Origin of the sequence: Enterobacter sichuanensis, from assembly GCF_009036245.1 — a bacterium.
GTDB classification, from domain to species: Bacteria; Pseudomonadota; Gammaproteobacteria; order Enterobacterales; family Enterobacteriaceae; genus Enterobacter; species Enterobacter sichuanensis.
Genome location: NZ_CP027986.1, coordinates 876,390 through 896,919 on the forward strand (window position 1 = coordinate 876,390; position 20,530 = coordinate 896,919).

Here is a 20,530-nt window from a genome sequence, read left to right on the forward strand (position 1 = left end):
GTGTGTTGATGAAACCGGCAAGGATACCTCAGACTGTCGCAGCACCGGAACGTTGGGCGGAATTGCCCTGGGGTGAATACTATCGCGAGGCGTTAGAGCAGCAGCTCAGGCCCTGGCTCGCGAAAATGTATGGCTTTCACCTGCTTAAGATTGGCAATCTCAGCGCGGAAATCAATACCGAAAGCTGCGCTATCTCGCATCAGGTCAATGTCTCTCTCGGCGGATCGCCGGTTCAGGTGAAGGCCGACCCATTGCATCTGCCGTTTGCCGAAAAATCCGTTGATGCGTGTTTGCTCGCGCACACGTTACCCTGGTGCAGCGACCCGCATCGTCTGCTTCGCGAAGCCGATCGCGTGCTGATTGATGACGGCTGGCTGGTACTTAGCGCCTTCAATCCGCTGAGTCTGATGGGGCTGCGTAAGCTGGTGCCGGTGCTGCGCCGCGCCCCACCTTACAACAGCCGGATGTTCACCATGATGCGCCAGCTTGACTGGCTTTCACTGCTGAATTTTGAAGTGCTCAGCTACGGTGGTTTTCAGGTGCTGCCCTGGGCGCGGCAGGGGGGCGTCGTGTTGAGCACTCATCTGCCTGCACTGGGCTGTTTGCAGTTTATCGTGGCGCGTAAGCGAACCATTCCCCTTACGCTTAATCCGATGAAGCAGAGCAAATCGAAAACGCCCATACGCCAGACCGTGGGCGCCACGCGACAGTACAAAAAAAACGATCAGGCGTCGGGCTGATAGCCCGCATCTTCATGAGCGGGGTTGGCCGCCGCCGCCCGCGCCAGTTCGTCGCAGCGTTCGTTTTCCGGATGGCCGGCGTGGCCTTTCACCCACTCCCACTTTATTTCATGCTGCCCCAGCGCGGCATCAAGCCGTTTCCAGAGATCGACATTCTTGACCGGCTTCTTATCGGCGGTCATCCAGCCGCGTTTTTTCCAGTTGTGGATCCACTGGGTGATCCCCTGGCGCACGTACTGGCTGTCGGTGCTTAACACCACGTCACAATGCTCTTTTAGCGCCTCCAGCGCCACAATGGCCGCCATCAACTCCATCCGGTTGTTGGTGGTCAGAAAATAGCCTTCGCTAAAAGTTTTTTCATGCTGGCGATAGCGCATAATCGCACCGTAGCCGCCAGGCCCTGGGTTGCCGAGACAAGATCCATCGGTGAAAATTTCTACCTGTTTACGCATCTCTGGTAGACTTCCTGTATTTGAAACGTTCAGTTAAACGATAAGTCTGACATAAATGACCGCTATGAGCACTGCAATTACTCGCCAGATTGTCCTCGATACCGAAACCACCGGTATGAACCAGATCGGCGCGCACTACGAAGGGCATAAGATCATCGAGATCGGTGCCGTTGAAGTAGTGAACCGTCGTCTGACGGGGAACAACTTCCACGTCTACCTGAAACCCGATCGGCTGGTGGATCCCGAAGCATTCGGCGTTCACGGTATTGCCGATGAGTTCTTGCTGGATAAACCGACCTTTGCGGAGGTGGCGGACGAGTTTCTGGAGTATATCAAAGGCGCTGAGCTCATCATCCACAACGCCTCGTTCGATATCGGCTTTATGGACTATGAGTTTAGTAAGCTCCAGCGCGATATTCCGAAAACGAATACGTTTTGCAAAGTCACCGATAGCCTGGCGCTGGCGAGGAAAATGTTCCCCGGCAAGCGTAACAGCCTTGACGCACTCTGTTCGCGCTATGAGATAGACAACACCAAGCGAACGCTGCACGGGGCGTTGCTCGATGCCCAGATCCTGGCTGATGTCTATCTGGCGATGACCGGTGGCCAGACGTCAATGAAGTTCAGCATGGAAAACGAATCCCAGCAGACGCAGGACGAAGCGGGTATTCAGCGCGTCGTTCGCCAGGCCAGTCGGTTGCGGGTTGTTTTAGCCAGCGATGAAGAGTTGCTTAACCACGAATCCCGTCTGGATCTGGTGCAGAAGAAAGGCGGAAGCTGTATGTGGCGCGCCTGAAAAAGCGCCGGAATGCCTGTAAAATCATCGTTCGGGTGATTTTTGCAGCAAACGATTCAAAACGTGAGAAAAAGCATTGACGGGATCGGAGGCACACCGTAATATGCGCCTCGTTCCCCAAACGGGAACAGTGGAGCGGTAGTTCAGTCGGTTAGAATACCTGCCTGTCACGCAGGGGGTCGCGGGTTCGAGTCCCGTCCGTTCCGCCACTATTCAGGCCCACGTTATTTATAACGTGGGCCTTTTTCATTTCTGCGTTTCTCAGTCTCGCTTTTCTCTCTTTTATCCGTCTTGTTGTCGTCCGCATGCGGCGAATGGCTGCACCTCTATTCTGTTCATTTTTATTAAAATATCCGCTTCTGCTATTTTTATGACTATATTTATTTTGATTTATTATTCTTTTAGTGTAAGTTCTTCAGGGTAAATTATTCTCTTCTGTCATTCTTCCTGACTCTCTTAATAACTCCTGCATTGATGTTAACTATTCCTATTGCTGCGTAGAGTGCTACGTAGTTTATTCCTAACCATATAAAGAACCCAGACATGATATTTTGAAGCATCATGTCGATGGACCCTATGGACATGAATTATTCAGAAAGGCATCAAAGTAAGGCAGTGCAGGGTGTATCAGTAAAAATGCTTATAAATCCTTAATTTAGCGAGTGAAATTTACCAAGGACTTTAAGTATGACGGATAATAAAGTCATTTTAGCGGTCAATAACGGAGACGGAAAAACTCGGTTGTTGACGGCAGAAGCAGGCCGGACGGTTAAGGTGAAACTTATCCCCGGCAATAAATATGTATTGAAAAATATTAACGACGACTTCGCACCAGAAAATATTACGCTGCAGCGCGTAGACAAAGCACTGCACATTATTCAGGAAGGCGATACACAGCCAAGCATAATTATTGAAGATTACTTCAATGGTGATCCAACTAATCCGGTGCTGATGGGCATGGCGGAAGATGGATTACTCTACGCCTATGTCCCGCTGTCTGGTGACAGCTACGACACCGGTTATCTGATGGCGGATGGCAGCATGTCTCCTGTGGCGTTAGGGGGCGAACCGCTGGGAGCGGGTGGCCCGCTTCTGACGGCGCCGGATGACGACAACGACATGCTGTTTGGCATGTTGGGATGGTTTGCGCTTGCTGCTGCGGGTGTAGGGGCTGCTTTCGCGCTGTCTGAGATGGATAAGGACGACGGTGATAACTCTTCCACGCCTGATAAGCCAAGCATCGGCAACGCTGTGGATGATGAAGGTTCAATCAAAGGACCGTTGAAATCAGGCGATGTCACTGATGATTCAACGCCAACGCTGACCGGTAAAGGAAAGCCTGGTGATACTATTCATATCATTGATAATGGCAAAGAAATTGGTTCAGTCATTGTTGATGATGAAGGGGAGTGGAGCTATACGCCTGATAAGCCACTGGGTGAAGGTGAGCACGAGCTGAGCGTGGTAGAAAAAGATCCTGACGGCAACACGAGTCCTCCGTCAGATCCGATTGTCATCGTCGTCGATACGATCGCGCCAAAGGCGCCGACGATTGAACACATCATGGATAAAGTGGGTAAAGTCACCGGCGAGATCCTTGAAGACGCCTACACCGACGATCCAAAACCGGAAATGAGCGGCACCGGTGAAGCGGGCGCGACGATCACCATTTACGATAACGGTAAAAAGATTGGCGAAACCACCGTTAACGACGATGGTCGTTGGTATTTCAAACCTTCCGAAAACCTGGCGGATGGCAGCCATAGCATCACGGTCAGCCAGACGGATAAAGCGGGTAACGTCAGCAAGCCTTCGGACGATCGTGAATTTATGGTTCTGACCGAACCTCCAGGAAAAGCCGAAACGCCTGATGTCATTGACAATACCGGTCCAGTAACAGGCCCTCTTAAACCGGGTGATGTGACAGATGACAGTCAGCCTTCCTTCAGCGGCGAGGGAACCCCGGGTAATACCATTGTTATCAAAGATAATGATAAAGAGATTGGCTCGGTTATCGTCGACGACGAAGGTAAGTGGTCATTTACACCTAAGGATGAACTTGCCGAGGGTGAACATAATGTCGTCGTCGTTGAGGAAGATCCGCTGGGTAATGTCGGTGATCCATCTGACCCGATTCAGATTATTGTCGATACCACACCTCCGGCTAAACCGGATATGGCCGATGCCCAGGATAATACCGGGCCGATTACGGGCCAGCTGAAAGGCGGTGACGTCACTGACGAAACCCGTCCGGTATTCAGCGGTAAAGGCGAACCGGGCGATACCGTAACCATCTATGATGGTGACGAAGTGCTTGGCACAACCGTCATTGACGATAAAGGCAACTGGACGCTGAAACCAGAGAAACCTCTGGGTGAAGGCGATCACAGCATCACCGTTACGCAAACGGATAAGGCAGGCAACACCAGCGATCCCTCGGAAGCGCTGGAGTTTGAAGTTGACACTACCGCGCCTGATGCTTCAGCAGATGTTCTGAACATTACCGCCGTAGTGGACGACGTAGGCGATCGTCAGGGTAATGTGGCCAGCGGTGAAATCACCGATGACAGCAAACCGCTCATTAGCGGTATCGGTGAAGCAGGGAACACCGTCTTTGTCTACACTACCGACTCTTCCGGCAAACACCTGATTGGTACAGCGGTTGTGGGCAGCGATGGCACCTGGAGCCTGACGCCTAACACCCCACTGACGGAAGGTTTGAACCAGCTGACCCTGGAGACACAGGATCCGGCGGGTAACCGCGTAGTGGGCGATGCGCCATCTTACGACATCAACCTCATGATCCCGGTCAGTACCGCGCCATCCATCAACAGCGTGGTGGACAACGCAGAGCCACACGTTGGCCCGCTGCAGAAAGGCGAGTCGACCAACGATACCACCCCGACCCTGAGCGGTAGCGCGGCGCCGGGTGATACCGTCTCCATCCTCGATAACGGGAAAGTGATTGGCACCGTCAAGGCAGACAGCAACGGGAAGTGGGCATTCACCCCGGATAGCGCACTGGCGGATGGCAAGCACACCTTCACCGTCACCGCGACTGACGCAGCGGGCAACGCGCGCACCAGCGGCAGCTTCCCGATTGTTATCGACACCGCGGCACCGGCCCCGGCGGAAAATATCGTTATCAACGATAACGTGGGCGACAAGCAGGGACCGGTAGGTTCCGGCGACACCACCGACGATCAGTCTCCAACCCTGAGCGGCGAAGCCGAGCCGGGCAGCACGGTGGATATCTACGATAACGACGAGAAGATTGGTTCCGTTATTGTGGATGACGAAGGCAAGTGGTCCTATACGCCAGAGAAACCGCTGGACAAAGGCGATCACGAAATCACCACCACCGTGACCGATCCGTCAGGCAATACCAGTGAACCGTCTCCGGGGATCTCTTTCACTGTCGATCCGGATCCAAACCAGGTCACCGTGGGTGAAGTGGTGGATGATCAGGGGCCGATCGTAGGCAACCTGAAGCCAGGCACCGTGACCGATGATGTTCGCCCTGAACTGAGCGGTAAAGGTAAGCCAGGCAGCACCGTGACCATCATGGATGGCGACGATGTGCTGGGCTCCACCGTAGTGGATCCGGACGGCAACTGGACCTTCACCCCTGAACAGGATCTGGCCGATGGCGATCACAGCCTGACCGTGATTTCCAAAGACCCGGCCGGAAACGAGGTGACCTCTCCGTCCTTTGATATTACCGTTGATGCGACCGCGCCGGAAAAACCTGTGCTGGGTTCGGCAACGGATGATGTGGGTACAATCCGTGGCGATCTGAGCAACGGCGGTACCACTGATGATGCAAACCCAACCTTCAACGGTACCGCAGAGCCGGGCAGCCGTGTCGATATTTATGACAACGGCGAGCACATCGGTTCGACGATTGCGGACGATAAAGGCGCCTGGCAGTTCACACCAACCACACCTCTGCCAGAGGGTGAACACCATATCACCACCACCGCAACGGATGAAGCGGGCAACACCGGCCCGGAATCGGATGATTTTGTGCTGGTGACTGACTACACGCCACCGGTGGCAACCAGCGATGTGCTGAGCATTACTTCCGTAATGGACGATGTCGGCGGTCGTCAGGGCAATGTCGCCAGCGGTGAAATCACCGATGACAGCAAACCGGTTATCAATGGTATTGGTGAAGCGGGCAGCACCGTCTTTGTTTACAGCACGGATGCTAACGGCAAACATCTGCTGGGCTCAGCTGTGGTCGACAATGAAGGCAACTGGACGCTGGCGCTCGATACCCCGCTGGTGGAAGGGCTTAATCAGCTGACGCTGGAAACCCAGGATGGCGTTGGCAACCGCGTAGCGGGTGAAGCACCGCCTTACGATATCACCGTTCTGATTCCGGTCAGCACCGAGCCGTCCATCAACAGCGTGGTGGACAACGCCGAGCCACACGTCGGCCCAATGCAGAAAGGCGAAACCACCAACGACACCACCCCAACCCTGAGCGGCAGCGCTGCACCGGGCGACGTTGTGTCTATCCTCGACAACGGGAAAGTGATTGGCACCGTCAAGGCAGACGCCAGCGGTAAATGGACATTCACCCCTGATTCCGCGTTGGCGGATGGTCAACATACCTTCACCGTCACTGCGACTGACGCAGCGGGCAACGCGCGTACCAGCGGAACCTTCCCGATTGTTATCGACACCGCGGCTCCGGCTCCGGCAGAGAATATCGTTATCAATGATAACGTGGGCGACAAGCAGGGGCCGGTAGGTTCAGGCGATACCACTGACGATCAGTCTCCAACCCTGAGCGGCGAAGCCGAGCCGGGCAGCACGGTGGATATCTACGATAACGACGAGAAGATTGGTTCCGTTATTGTGGATGACGAGGGCAAGTGGTCCTATACGCCAGAGAAACCGCTGGACAAAGGCGATCACGAAATCACCACCACCGTGACCGATCCGTCAGGCAACACCAGTGAACCGTCTCCGGGGATCTCTTTCACCGTCGATCCGGATCCAAACCAGGTCACCGTGGGTGAAGTGGTGGATGACCAGGGCCCGATCGTTGGCAACCTGAAACCAGGCACCGTCACCGATGACGCGCGTCCTGAACTGAGCGGTAAAGGTAAGCCAGGCAGCACTGTGACCATCAAGGATGGCGACGATGTACTGGGCTCCACCGTGGTGGATCCGGACGGCAACTGGACCTTCACCCCTGAACAGGATCTGGCCAATGGCGATCACAGCCTGACCGTAGTTTCAACCGATCCTGCGGGTAACGACGTCACGTCTCCGTCCTTTGATATCTCTGTTGATACCGTGGCACCGGAAAAACCGGTGATAGGTGTTGCGACGGATGATGTCGGGTCCAGCCGTGGCGATCTGAGCAGCGGCAGCACCACCGATGATGCGAACCCGACCTTCAACGGTACCGCTGAGCCGGGCAGCCGTGTCGATATTTATGACAACGGCGAACTGATTGGTTCTACCGTTGTGGATGAAAATGGCGGCTGGCAGTTCACGCCAACGACACCTCTGCCAGAGGGTGAACACCATATCACCACCACCGCAACGGACAAGGCCGGTAACACCAGTTCGGAATCAGATGATTTTGTGCTGATCACCGACTACACCGCGCCTGACGCCAGCAAGCTGGCGATCACTGAAGTCTATGACGACGTGAACACCGCAGGCGTGATTGCCTCCGGCGGGGAAACCGACGACAACCGTCCACTGATCAAGGGTACGGGCGCAGAGCCGGGCAACACCATCACCGTCTATAACGGCGACAGGGTGATTGGCACCGCGAAAGTGCAGGCCGACGGCACCTGGTCCCTCGAACCGACCACTCCGCTGCCGGACGGGAAGTACACCCTGACGGCGAAAGAGACCGACAGCGTGGGCAACGTCTCCGGTCCGTCCGGCGAGTACATCATCAACGTGGCCACCGTACCGCCGCAGGCACCGACGCTGGACACCGTCTATGACGACGTGGCCCCGCACGCGGACTACCTGCAGAAGGGCGACGTCACCAACGACACCACCCCGACCCTGAGCGGCAGCAGCGGCGTGGCGGGCGGCACCATCAGTATCTACGACAACGGTCGTCTGATTGGCACCACCACCGTGGGCAGCAACGGCAGCTGGAGCTTCACGCCGGATACGGCGCTCTCTGACGGCAGCCATAACTTCACCGCCACCGTCACCGACGGCGTGGGCCGCACCAGTGAGCCAACCGGCGGCTTCGGTATCGTTATCGATACAAAAGCCCCGGATGCGGCCTCTGACCTGCTGGTCACCGACAACGTCGGCGCCTACCAGGGCCCGGTCGTGAGCGGCGACACCACCGATGACAACACCCCGACCCTGAGCGGCAAGGCCGAGCCGGGCAGCACGGTGAACATCATCGACAACGGCCAGGTTATCGGCACCGCGAAGGTGAACCCGGACGGCACCTGGAGCTACACCCCGGACCAGCCGCTGGCGAACGGCGCACACGACCTGACCACCACCGTGACTGACCCGTCAGGCAACACCGGGCCGGAAGGTTCGCACGTGGTCATCACCGTTGACGTGGTGCCGGGTAAAGTGGAAATCACCGCCGTGACCGACGACACCGGCAGCGTGACCGGCAGCCTGTCCCAGAATGCGGTAACCGACGACACCCGTCCGCAAATCAGCGGCACGGCGAAGGCGGGCAGCACCGTGACCATCATGGACGGCAGCAACGTGCTGGGCACCACCACCGCGGGCGCGGACGGCACCTGGAGCTTCACGCCGAGCGTGGACCTGGGCCGCGGCGACCACACCTTCACCGCCACGGCGAAGGACCCGATGGGCAATGAGTCGAGCAGCAGCAGCTGGACCGTGACCATCGACACCGATGCGCCGGTGAAACCGACCATCGACGCGGCGCTGGACGACGTGGGCAGCGTGCAGGGCGCACTGTCTAACGGCAGCAGCACCGACGACCCGACCCCGACTCTGAGCGGCAAGGCGGAAGCGGGCAGCACCGTGAAGATCTACGATCAGAACGGCCTGCTGGGCGAAGTGACAGCGAAAGCCGACGGCACCTGGAGCTTCTCGCCGGTGGCGAAGCTGCCGGAAGGCGAGCACCGCTTCCACGTGACGGCGACCGACAGGGCGGGCAACACCAGTGCAGCGTCAGACGACTTTGTCCTGACCCTGGACTACACCGCCCCGGATGCGAGCAAGCTGGCGATCACCGAAGTCTACGACGACGTGAACACCGCAGGCGTGATTGCCTCCGGCGAAGAAACCGACGACAACCGTCCGCTGATCAAGGGTACGGGCGCAGAGCCGGGCAACACCATCACCGTCTATAACGGCGACAGGGTGATTGGCACCGCGAAAGTGCAGGCTGACGGCACCTGGTCCCTCGAACCGACCACCCCGCTGCCGGACGGGAAGTACACCCTGACGGCGAAAGAGACCGACAGCGTGGGCAACGTCTCCGGTCCGTCCGGTGAGTACATCATCAACGTGGCCACCGTACCGCCGCAGGCACCGACGCTGGACACCGTCTATGACGACGTGGCCCCGCACGCGGACTACCTGCAGAAGGGCGACGTCACCAACGACACCACCCCGACCCTGAGCGGCAGCAGCGGCGTGGCGGGCGGCACCATCAGCATCTACGACAACGGTCGTCTGATTGGCACCACCACCGTGGGCAGCAACGGCAGCTGGAGCTTCACGCCGGATACGGCGCTGGCTGACGGCAGCCATAACTTCACCGCCACCGTCACCGACGGCGTGGGCCGCACCAGTGAGCCAACCGGCGGCTTCGGTATCGTTATCGATACAAAAGCCCCGGACGCGGCCTCTGACCTGCTGGTCACCGACAACGTCGGCGCCTACCAGGGCCCGGTCGTGAGCGGCGACACCACCGATGACAACACCCCGACCCTGAGCGGCAAGGCCGAGCCGGGCAGCACGGTGAACATCATCGACAACGGCCAGGTCATCGGCACCGCGAAGGTGAACCCGGACGGCACCTGGAGCTACACCCCGGACCAGCCGCTGGCGAACGGCGCACACGACCTGACCACCACCGTCACCGATCCGTCAGGCAACACCGGACCGGAAGGCTCACACGTGGTCATCACCGTTGACGTGGTCCCGGGCAAGGTGGAAATCACCGCCGTGACCGATGACACCGGCAGCGTGACCGGCAGCCTGTCCCAGGGTACGGTAACCGACGACACCCGTCCGCAAATCAGCGGCACGGCGAAGGCGGGCAGCACCGTGACCATCATGGACGGCAGCAACGTGCTGGGCACCACCACCGCGGGCGCGGACGGCACCTGGAGCTTCACGCCGAGCGTGGACCTGGGCCGCGGCGACCACACCTTCACCGCCACGGCGAAGGACCCGATGGGCAATGAGTCGAGCAGCAGCAGCTGGACCGTGACCATCGACACCGATGCGCCGGTGAAACCGACCATCGACGCGGCGCTGGACGACGTGGGCAGCGTGCAGGGTAACCTGGCGAACGGCAGCAGCACCGACGATCCGACCCCGACCCTGAGCGGCAAGGCGGAAGCGGGCAGCACCGTGAAGATCTACGATCAGAACGGCCTGCTGGGCGAAGTGACGGCGAAAGCCGACGGCACCTGGAGCTTCTCGCCGGTGGCGAAGCTGCCGGAAGGCGAGCACCGCTTCCACGTGACGGCCACCGACAGGGCGGGCAACACCAGTGCGGATTCGGACGACTTCGTCCTGACCCTGGACTACACCGCCCGGATGCGAGCAAGCTGGCGATCACCGAAGTCTATGACGACGTGAACACCGCAGGCGTGATTGCCTCCGGTGAAGAAACCGACGACAACCGTCCGCTGATCAAGGGAACGGGCGCAGAGCCGGGCAACACCATCACCGTCTACAACGGCGACAGGGTCATTGGCACCGCGAAAGTGCAGGCCGACGGCACCTGGTCCCTCGAACCGACCACTCCGCTGCCGGACGGGAAGTACACCCTGACGGCGAAAGAGACCGACAGCGTGGGCAACGTCTCCGGTCCGTCCGGTGAGTACATCATCAACGTGGCCACCGTACCGCCGCAGGCGCCGACGCTGGACACCGTCTATGACGACGTGGCCCCGCACGCGGACTACCTGCAGAAGGGCGATGTCACCAACGACACCACCCCGACCCTGAGCGGCAGCAGCGGCGTGGCGGGCGGCACCATCAGTATCTACGACAACGGTCGTCTGATTGGCACCACCACCGTGGGCAGCAACGGCAGCTGGAGCTTCACGCCGGATACGGCGCTGGCTGACGGCAGCCATAACTTCACCGCCACCGTCACCGACGGCGTGGGCCGCACCAGTGAGCCAACCGGCGGCTTCGGTATCGTTATCGATACAAAAGCCCCGGACGCGGCCTCTGACCTGCTGGTCACCGACAACGTCGGCGCCTACCAGGGCCCGGTCGTGAGCGGCGACACCACCGATGACAACACCCCGACCCTGAGCGGCAAGGCCGAGCCGGGCAGCACGGTGAACATCATCGACAACGGCCAGGTCATCGGCACCGCGAAGGTGAACCCGGACGGCACCTGGAGCTACACCCCGGACCAGCCGCTGGCGAACGGCGCACACGACCTGACCACCACCGTCACCGATCCGTCAGGCAACACCGGACCGGAAGGCTCACACGTGGTCATCACCGTTGACGTGGTCCCGGGCAAGGTGGAAATCACCGCCGTGACCGATGACACCGGCAGCGTGACCGGCAGCCTGTCCCAGGGTACGGTAACCGACGACACCCGTCCGCAAATCAGCGGCACGGCGAAGGCGGGCAGCACCGTGACCATCATGGACGGCAGCAACGTACTGGGCACCACCACCGCGGGCGCAGACGGCACCTGGAGCTTCACGCCGAGCGTGGACCTGGGCCGCGGCGACCACACCTTCACCGCCACGGCGAAGGACCCGATGGGCAATGAGTCGAGCAGCAGCAGCTGGACCGTGACCATCGACACCGATGCGCCGGTGAAACCGACCATCGACGCGGCGCTGGACGACGTGGGCAGCGTGCAGGGCGCACTGTCTAACGGCAGCAGCACCGACGACCCGACCCCGACCCTGAGCGGCAAGGCGGAAGCGGGCAGCACCGTGAAGATCTACGATCAGAACGGCCTGCTGGGCGAAGTGACAGCGAAAGCCGACGGCACCTGGAGCTTCTCGCCGGTGGCGAAGCTGCCGGAAGGCGAGCACCGCTTCCACGTGACGGCGACCGACAGGGCGGGCAACACCAGTGCAGCGTCAGACGACTTTGTCCTGACCCTGGACTACACCGCCCCGGATGCGAGCAAGCTGGCGATCACCGAAGTCTACGACGACGTGAACACCGCAGGCGTGATTGCCTCCGGCGGGGAAACCGACGACAACCGTCCGCTGATCAAGGGTACGGGCGCAGAGCCGGGCAACACCATCACCGTCTATAACGGCGACAGGGTGATTGGCACCGCGAAAGTGCAGGCTGACGGCACCTGGTCCCTCGAACCGACCACCCCGCTGCCGGACGGGAAGTACACCCTGACGGCGAAAGAGACCGACAGCGTGGGCAACGTCTCCGGTCCGTCCGGTGAGTACATCATCAACGTGGCCACCGTGCCGCCGCAGGCACCGACGCTGGACACCGTCTATGACGACGTGGCCCCGCACGCGGACTACCTGCAGAAGGGCGACGTCACCAACGACACCACCCCGACCCTGAGCGGCAGCAGCGGCGTGGCGGGCGGCACCATCAGCATCTACGACAACGGTCGTCTGATTGGCACCACCACCGTGGGCAGCAACGGCAGCTGGAGCTTCACGCCGGATACGGCGCTCTCTGACGGCAGCCATAACTTCACCGCCACCGTCACCGACGGCGTGGGCCGCACCAGTGAGCCAACCGGCGGCTTCGGTATCGTTATCGATACAAAAGCCCCGGATGCGGCCTCTGACCTGCTGGTCACCGACAACGTCGGCGCCTACCAGGGCCCGGTCGTGAGCGGCGACACCACCGATGACAACACCCCGACCCTGAGCGGCAAGGCCGAGCCGGGCAGCACGGTGAACATCATCGACAACGGCCAGGTTATCGGCACCGCGAAGGTGAACCCGGACGGCACCTGGAGCTACACCCCGGACCAGCCGCTGGCGAACGGCGCACACGACCTGACCACCACCGTCACCGATCCGTCAGGCAACACCGGACCGGAAGGTTCGCACGTGGTCATCACCGTTGACGTGGTCCCGGGCAAGGTGGAAATCACCGCCGTGACCGATGACACCGGCAGCGTGACCGGCAGCCTGTCCCAGGGTACGGTAACCGACGACACCCGTCCGCAAATCAGCGGCACGGCGAAGGCGGGCAGCACCGTGACCATCATGGACGGCAGCAACGTGCTGGGCACCACCACCGCGGGCGCGGACGGCACCTGGAGCTTCACGCCGAGCGTGGACCTGGGCCGCGGCGACCACACCTTCACCGCCACGGCGAAGGACCCGATGGGCAATGAGTCGAGCAGCAGCAGCTGGACCGTGACCATCGACACCGATGCGCCGGTGAAACCGACCATCGACGCGGCGCTGGACGACGTGGGCAGCGTGCAGGGTAACCTGGCGAACGGCAGCAGCACCGACGATCCGACCCCGACCCTGAGCGGCAAGGCGGAAGCGGGCAGCACCGTGAAGATCTACGATCAGAACGGCCTGCTGGGCGAAGTGACGGCGAAAGCCGACGGCACCTGGAGCTTCTCGCCGGTGGCGAAGCTGCCGGAAGGCGAGCACCGTTTCCACGTGACGGCCACCGACAGGGCGGGCAACACCAGTGCAGCGTCGGACGATTTCGTCCTTAACCTGGACTTCACCGCGCCGGATGCCAGCAAAGTGAGCATTACCGATGTGGTGGATGATTTTGGTTCCGTAACCGGGACGATTGCCTCAGGTGGTAAGACGGACGATAACACGCCGCTGATCAAGGGAACGGGCGCAGAGCCGGGCAACACCATCACCGTCTATAACGGCGACAAGGTGATCGGCACCGCTAAAGTACAGGCTGACGGTACCTGGGAACTTCAGGTCACGAAAGCCCTGCCTGACGGGACCTACAACCTGACGGTGAAAGAGACCGACAGCGTGGGTAACACCACGGCGGCATCACCGGAATACATTATTCAGATCGATGCCGGCGGTCAGCCGCTACCACCGACCCTGAGCAGTGTGGAAGATGATGTTGCGCCGCATACCGGCCCATTACAAAAGGATGCGACAACCAACGACGACACCCTGTTGTTGACGGGTACGGCTGAAGCCGGTGTCACGGTTCGCATTTATGGCGGCCCGAACGGCACCACCCTGTTGGGTGAAACCAAGGCTGATGCCCAGGGCAAATGGACCTTCAATACGCCGAAACTGGCGGACGGCGTTCATACGTTTGTCGCGGAGGCCATTAACGACATTGGTCAGGTAAGCCCACAGACTGGCGGCTTCCCGATCACGGTGGATACCAGCGCACCGGGTGAGGTCACTGGCTTTATCGTGAGCGATAACGAAGGTCCGAAGACCGGTACGTTGTCCAATGGCGATACTACTGACGATGCGACACCGACCATCAGCGGCAAAGCAGAGCCAGGCAGCGTGGTTCACATCTATGTGAACGGCCAGGAAAACGGTACGACGGTAGCAGATGCGAACGGTAACTGGTCTTACACCACCGGTTCACTGGCGGATGGGGAATATACCTTCACCGCGCGTGCTGAAGATTCAGCAGGCAACCTGGGAGCTGAAAATGCCGGTGTTACCGTCACGCTTGATACCTCCAGCGTTCCGGTCACCATCGTTCGCGTCATGGATGATAAAGGCACGGTCACCGGCGAACTGAAGGCGAACGACGTCACTGACGACGCGCGTCCGGAATTCAGCGGTAAGGCGAAAGCAGGCAGCACTGTCACCATCATGGATGGCAACGTGGTGTTGGGCAGCGTCAAGGCCGATGCCAGTGGCAACTGGGTATTTACGCCTACCAGCGATCTGGGCGATGGCGTACACAACATTACGGCAACCGCGAAAGATCTGACGGGTAAAGAGGATACCTCCAGCACCTTCAGCTTCGAAATTGACAGTAAAGCACCGAACCGTCCGAGTATCGATTACGCGGAAGATCAGGTGGGGACGATCAAGGACGATCTGAGCAACAACGATGTCACTGACGATCCGCAGCCAATCCTGCACGGTACGGCTGAAGCGGGCAGCACCGTCAATATTTACACCCTTGACGGCACCCTGCTGGGTTCAGTCACTGCGAACAGCAGCGGCGCGTGGAACTTCAAACCGGGCAGCAAGTTACCGGAAGGCAAAAACACCTTCTACGTGACGGCCACGGATGAAGCCGGCAACGTTAGCGATAAGTCTGCGGACTTCATTCTGACCACTGACTACACCGCGCCGGATGCGAGCAAAGTGACCATCGATTCCGTAACGGATAACGTGGGTAACGTTCAGGGGATTGTTGCGGATGGCGGCGTTCTGGACGATTCACGTCCGGTGATTCGCGGCTCGGGTGCGGAAGCGGGCAACGTCATTACCGTCTACACCACGGATAAAGACGGCAACACGAAGGTATTGGGTACCACGACAGTTGATAAGAATGGTAAATGGGAACTGACGCCATCTGAGTCTCTGTATGGCGACTCCATTAACAAACTGACCGTGACGGAAACCGATCGGGTTGGCAACGTGGCGAAACCGGCTGACAGCTATGACGTCATTATGTCCGACACGCCGGATGCGCCAGCGATCGTTAACGTTCTGGACGATACCGGCACCACCGTTATCAACCTGGCCAACAATGCGTTGACCAAAGACGACACGCCGACCCTGAAAGGAACGGCGGACGGTGCTGCAGGCGATACGATCACCATCTACAACGGTACTGAGGTTGTCGGTAAGACGACGCTGAACAGCGATGGCACCTGGAGCTTTACGCCATCACCAGCGCTGGCTGACGGTAATTACACCTTTACGGTGACCAATACCAACAGCGCAGGTCAGGAGAGCGATCGCAGTGGTTCGTTCACCCTCACCATTGATTCAACAGCGCCAAATCCGGTCTCCGGTTTGCAGGTGGCTGACGATCAGGGTGCCTGGAAAGGTCAGTTAACCGACGGTATGACCACCGACGACAACAAGCCGACCTTCACCGGTAAAGCGGAGCAGGGCAGTACGGTCACGATTTACGATAACGGCCAGGCGATTGGTTCGGTTGTTGTGACGAACACTGATGGTAGCTGGCAGTACACGCCAACCACGCCGTTAGCGGATGGTGAACACCAGTTCGCGACCCAGGTAACGGATCCGGCGGGTAACAGCAGCGCGATCGTGGATGATATCACTGTCAACGTCTCCACGGGCGCAAGCTATCTGCAACTGCTGCAGGTGGTGGATGACGTCCAGGAAGCGGGTGGTTCACGCGTGCTTCGCGAGGGTGACGTTACCAACGACAGCCAGGTACAGCTGGTCGGTAAGGCGACGGCAGGCAGCACCATTATCATCACCGACGTCGGTGGCGTTCAGCTTGGCACGGTGAAAGCGGATGCCAACGGTAACTGGGAATTCACGCCGCTGAGCAGCCTGAAAGATGGCGCGCATACGCTGCGTATTACCGGGACCGATCCGTCCAATAACCCACTCACGCCGATTGACTTCGATCTGGTGGTGGATACGGTTGCGCCTGTCGCACCGGTTATTACGAATGTGCTGGATGACGTTAATCCGGTTCAGGGGTCCGTTGCCCACGGCAAGCCAACCAACGACACCACGCCGGAAATTACCGGTACGGCGGAGAAGGGAAGCACGGTGAATGTGTACCATCAGGTGGATGCGACAACGCGCATTCTGCTGGGTACCGCCGTTGCCGATAGCACGACGGGTCAATGGACGTTGCAAATCAGCGATGCGAACAAGCTGGCTGAAGGCACCTGGAATCTGGTGGCAACCTCTACGGATGCGGCTGGCAACATCAGTACGCCGAGCAATACCTGGACGATTGTTGTCGATACCACTGTCTCTGACGCAGTGATCAACATCAGCTCTGTCTCGGAAGACCGTGGCGCTTCAGACACCGACTTTATTACCAGCGATAACACGCTGTTGATTAACGGTGAGCTGAACAAAGCTCTGCAGGCGGACGAGTGGGTTGAGGTGAGCCTCGACAACGGGGCAACCTGGACGCGTGCCTCAACGGTAACCGGCACATCCTGGACTGTGGATATGCAGAACACGCCGCTGAACGATGGGGCTTATACCATCCAGGCTCGCGTGGTGGATAACGCCGGTAACGTTGGCAGCACCGATTCTCAGGCGCTGCAGGTGGCATCGGGCGGCAGTGACATGAATGGTCTGACGACGACCACCAAAGTCACCACCGATACCAGCCATGGTCTGACGACCGGGGATCACTTCAGCCATGCCGCAACGGCGACTAACGGCGACATGATCACCCGTGACCGTACGGTGACCATCAGCGGTAACCTGAGTGCTGCGTTGCAGGCGGGTGAGCATCTGCAGATTTCGCTGGATAACGGTAAAACCTGGAAAACGCTGGCCCTTAACGGCCAGAGCTGGAGCTATGAACTGCCGGAAGCGATGGCCAGCGTCACGCATAACTTCAAGCTGCAGGTGATTGACGTTGCAGGCAACCCGGGCACGAACACGAAGTTTGCGGACAGCTACAACGTGGTTATCGATCTGGATTCTCCGGACGGTATTACCGGTGCGCCGAATGTGCCGCAGCACACCACCACAGGAGATTCGTTCACCTTCTCCAGTGGTCAGTACGGCCGTGTTGAAGCGGGGGCGATTGTCTCGCTGGTGAGTGATGTGAACAACAACGGGACCTATCAGGAAGGTCTGGATCAGGTCATTGGCTTCGTGAAGGCTAACGCTGACGGCTCCTGGAGTCTGAATACGTCGCTGCCTTCTGGCGCACATAACCTGGCCTTTGTGGTCTGGGATGAAGCGCGTAACCGCTCAAGCATGAGCGCCAGCACCAGTACAGGTGTCACCGAAGGTGGCGGCAGTACGCTGATTGAACAAACCTGGGGGGGAACGACCGATGCGGATAGCCGCGGTCTGAACGCCGCTGCGGTGACCATCAGTCAGGACGGTTTGTGGTCGTTCTTCCAGAGTGCCCGTGGCACTTCCGGTACGACAACCGCGAACGCCGGACGTGTCTATGACTCCGTCACGCGTGAAGACTACGATTCAACGTACCTTGCACAGCCGTCAACTGACAACGGTGCGGGTTACAACGTAGATAGCACGTCCTACAGCCGTTATGTTAACTCCGCAGCCTTTGCGGACATCAACCGCGATGGCTATGCCGACGTAATGTCTCAGATCAGTAGCTACAGTAACGCGGGTCGTACCGCCTACTGGCTGCAGAACGCTGACGGTAGTTACTCTGCGAAGGCGCTGGATCAGGGCACCCTGAACCACCTCGGCGGCGTGATTTCCTATGACCGTGAAGGTGATGGTTATCTGGACTTTGTGCTGGGTGACTCAGAAGCGGACTCCATCTCGTTCATCAAGAATACGCAGGGCACGCTGAGTTACGAGGATAATGCCGGCTTCTCTGACGGACATCCTGGCGGGGCATTGCCAGCGTCACTGAGTGTGCTGCACGAGGTGGGCGCTGTGGATATCGATAACAACGGTACCGTAGATATTACGGCACATATCGACTACAACGGCGCTGGCAACCTCGTCGGTAACAACTCACGTGGTCTGGGTATTTTGTATAACCAGACAACCGGAACGTCGAAGACTAACTTCGGTGAAGTTGGCTACTACACGAATGTGTTCCGTGACGATGGCCATGAAGACTACGGTAACTTGTCAATCTCCATGACCTATGCAGATTACAACAACGATGGTTGGCTGGATCTGTTCCTGAGTCGAGGATCGAAGGGCGGTAGTAACAGCGATGAGAGCCGTATCTATCTCAACGATGGTACCGGCAAGCTCAATGCAACTGACAGCCAGGCACTGTGGTTTGGCGATAACGTTGACGGCGGTACGTCGCTGGCAGTGGACTGGAACCACGACGGTAAGATGGACATCATCGAAGTGCCACGCTCTGGCGTGACTGGCTCGCCGATGCTGTATACCAATACCGGTAGTAACAACTGGGGTACCAATAAAGTCAGCCTGACGGGGAGCACGACGTTTAACAACCTGACCGGTGCCGTGGCGCTTGACTACGACTGGGACGGTTCGATGGACCTGGTACTGTACCGTTCTGGGGCAGATGCCGATGTGGTGGCAAGAGACGACGCGGCACGCACGTTGCTGGTGAAAAACACCAACATCGCGGCGGACGGCACGAGCCTGCAGATCCGTATTGTTGACGGTAACGGCATCAATACCTTCTACAGCAACACCGTGAAGCTCTATAACTCCGCGGGCGAGCTTGTGGCAACCCAGCTGATTAACCCGCAATCCTCCGGTTCCAGCAACAGCATGGGTCTGGTGAGCTTCTTCGGACTGGATCCGAACGAAGTTTACTCCGTGCAGATGCTGCGCATTACCGACGGTAAAGCGGATCACGTTGGCGCAACGGGCAGCATCGGTGGTTATACCAACGGTACGGTGAATGAGAACTGGGGTGGCCTGACAACAGGTAAAGCCCATGACTCCTACGTACTGACGGCGGAAAGCGGCACTGCCGCGAACCATACCACCGGCAACAGCGGGATCATCGGTACCGGCTATAACGACACCTTCTTCGGTTCGGCAGGCAACGACACCTACAACGGTGGCGGTGGCTGGAACCAGATTGTGAGCGGTAAGCCAGTCTGGAGTGAAAAAGCCGGCATGGACGTCGTTGACTATAGCCATTCAACAACGGCCATCAACGCGAACCTGTGGACAGGTACTGCAACCGGTAATGGTACCGATAAGCTCCTCAGCATTGAGGGTCTTGTAGGCTCCAGCCAGCAGGACACGTTTACGGATAACTCCGCGAATAACGTGTTTGAAGGACGTGGGGGTAACGACGCCTTCTATCTGGTCAACGGCGGCAACGATACGTTGATGTACAAAGTGCTGGCAGGTATGACCAACGACAGCACCGGTGGCAACGGTCACGACACGATCCACGGCTTCAAGGTGGGTAATCTGGTGAAAGACAGTGATGCAGATCTGCTCGATATGAGCGAACTGCTTGACTACAAAGGTTCAGTCTCCTTCTTCGAAGACGAAGGAAAACTGGAGCTGGATTACTCCTCACGCGGCGTACTTGACTACGTCAAGGTTGAGGTTGTGGGTAATGACACCGTGATCAGTATCGACCGTGACGGTCAGGGCGGACAACATGGATTTACCCAGGTTGTCACGCTGGCCGACGTGCAAACGGATTTGGTGACGCTGCTGCAGAATAACCAAATCATGATGTAACCCAGTCAATACCCGCCATCTTCGGATGGCGGGCTTTCTGCGCACATCTTTATATCGTTGTTACACAGTCAATCACTGGGT

The 20,530-nt window shown here is 58.7% G+C and carries 5 protein-coding genes and 1 tRNA gene; 5 read left to right on the forward strand and 1 reads right to left on the reverse strand.

All coding sequences use genetic code 11. The annotated features are described in order from the left end of the window. Positions 1-8 precede the first annotated feature (8 nt). Positions 9-740 carry a class I SAM-dependent methyltransferase gene (locus C1N69_RS04125; RefSeq protein WP_155030719.1) on the forward strand — a complete coding sequence of 244 codons (732 nt, stop codon included), beginning with the start codon at positions 9-11 and terminating at the stop codon, positions 738-740. On the opposite strand, the gene rnhA is transcribed toward C1N69_RS04125, so the two are convergent. Continuing rightward, positions 725-1,192: a ribonuclease HI gene (gene rnhA / locus C1N69_RS04130; RefSeq protein WP_025757603.1), complete on the reverse strand. Its 468-nt coding sequence runs from the start codon at positions 1,190-1,192 to the stop codon at positions 725-727. The genes C1N69_RS04125 and rnhA overlap by 16 nt on opposite strands. A gap of 64 nt (positions 1,193-1,256) precedes the next feature. Between rnhA and dnaQ the strand changes: the two genes are divergently transcribed. From dnaQ to C1N69_RS04150, 4 genes are all read left to right on the forward strand, one after another. Next, positions 1,257-1,988: a DNA polymerase III subunit epsilon gene (dnaQ, locus tag C1N69_RS04135; RefSeq protein WP_045285097.1), complete on the forward strand. Its 732-nt coding sequence runs from the start codon at positions 1,257-1,259 to the stop codon at positions 1,986-1,988. 132 nt (positions 1,989-2,120) lie between these two features. Next, positions 2,121-2,197: transfer RNA gene (locus tag C1N69_RS04140), tRNA-Asp, on the forward strand. Positions 2,198-2,675: 478 nt separating this feature from the next. Further along, a complete protein-coding gene (locus C1N69_RS04145; RefSeq protein ID WP_155030720.1) occupies positions 2,676-10,787 on the forward strand; it encodes an Ig-like domain-containing protein in 8,112 nt (2,703 codons plus the stop codon). Then, complete coding sequence (locus tag C1N69_RS04150) at positions 10,784-20,449, forward strand: Ig-like domain-containing protein (RefSeq protein WP_155030721.1); 9,666 nt, start codon at positions 10,784-10,786, stop codon at positions 20,447-20,449. The genes C1N69_RS04145 and C1N69_RS04150 overlap by 4 nt, the downstream gene beginning before the upstream one ends. Positions 20,450-20,530 lie beyond the last annotated feature (81 nt).

Excerpts from the sequence above, each read along its gene's own strand:
- C1N69_RS04125 (WP_155030719.1), top strand. The coding sequence starts at position 9 with ATGAAACCGGCAAGGATACCTCAGACTGTCGCAGCACCGGAACGTTGG.
- rnhA (WP_025757603.1), bottom strand. The coding sequence starts at position 1,192 with ATGCGTAAACAGGTAGAAATTTTCACCGATGGATCTTGTCTCGGCAAC.
- dnaQ (WP_045285097.1), top strand. The coding sequence starts at position 1,257 with ATGAGCACTGCAATTACTCGCCAGATTGTCCTCGATACCGAAACCACC.
- C1N69_RS04145 (WP_155030720.1), top strand. The coding sequence starts at position 2,676 with ATGACGGATAATAAAGTCATTTTAGCGGTCAATAACGGAGACGGAAAA.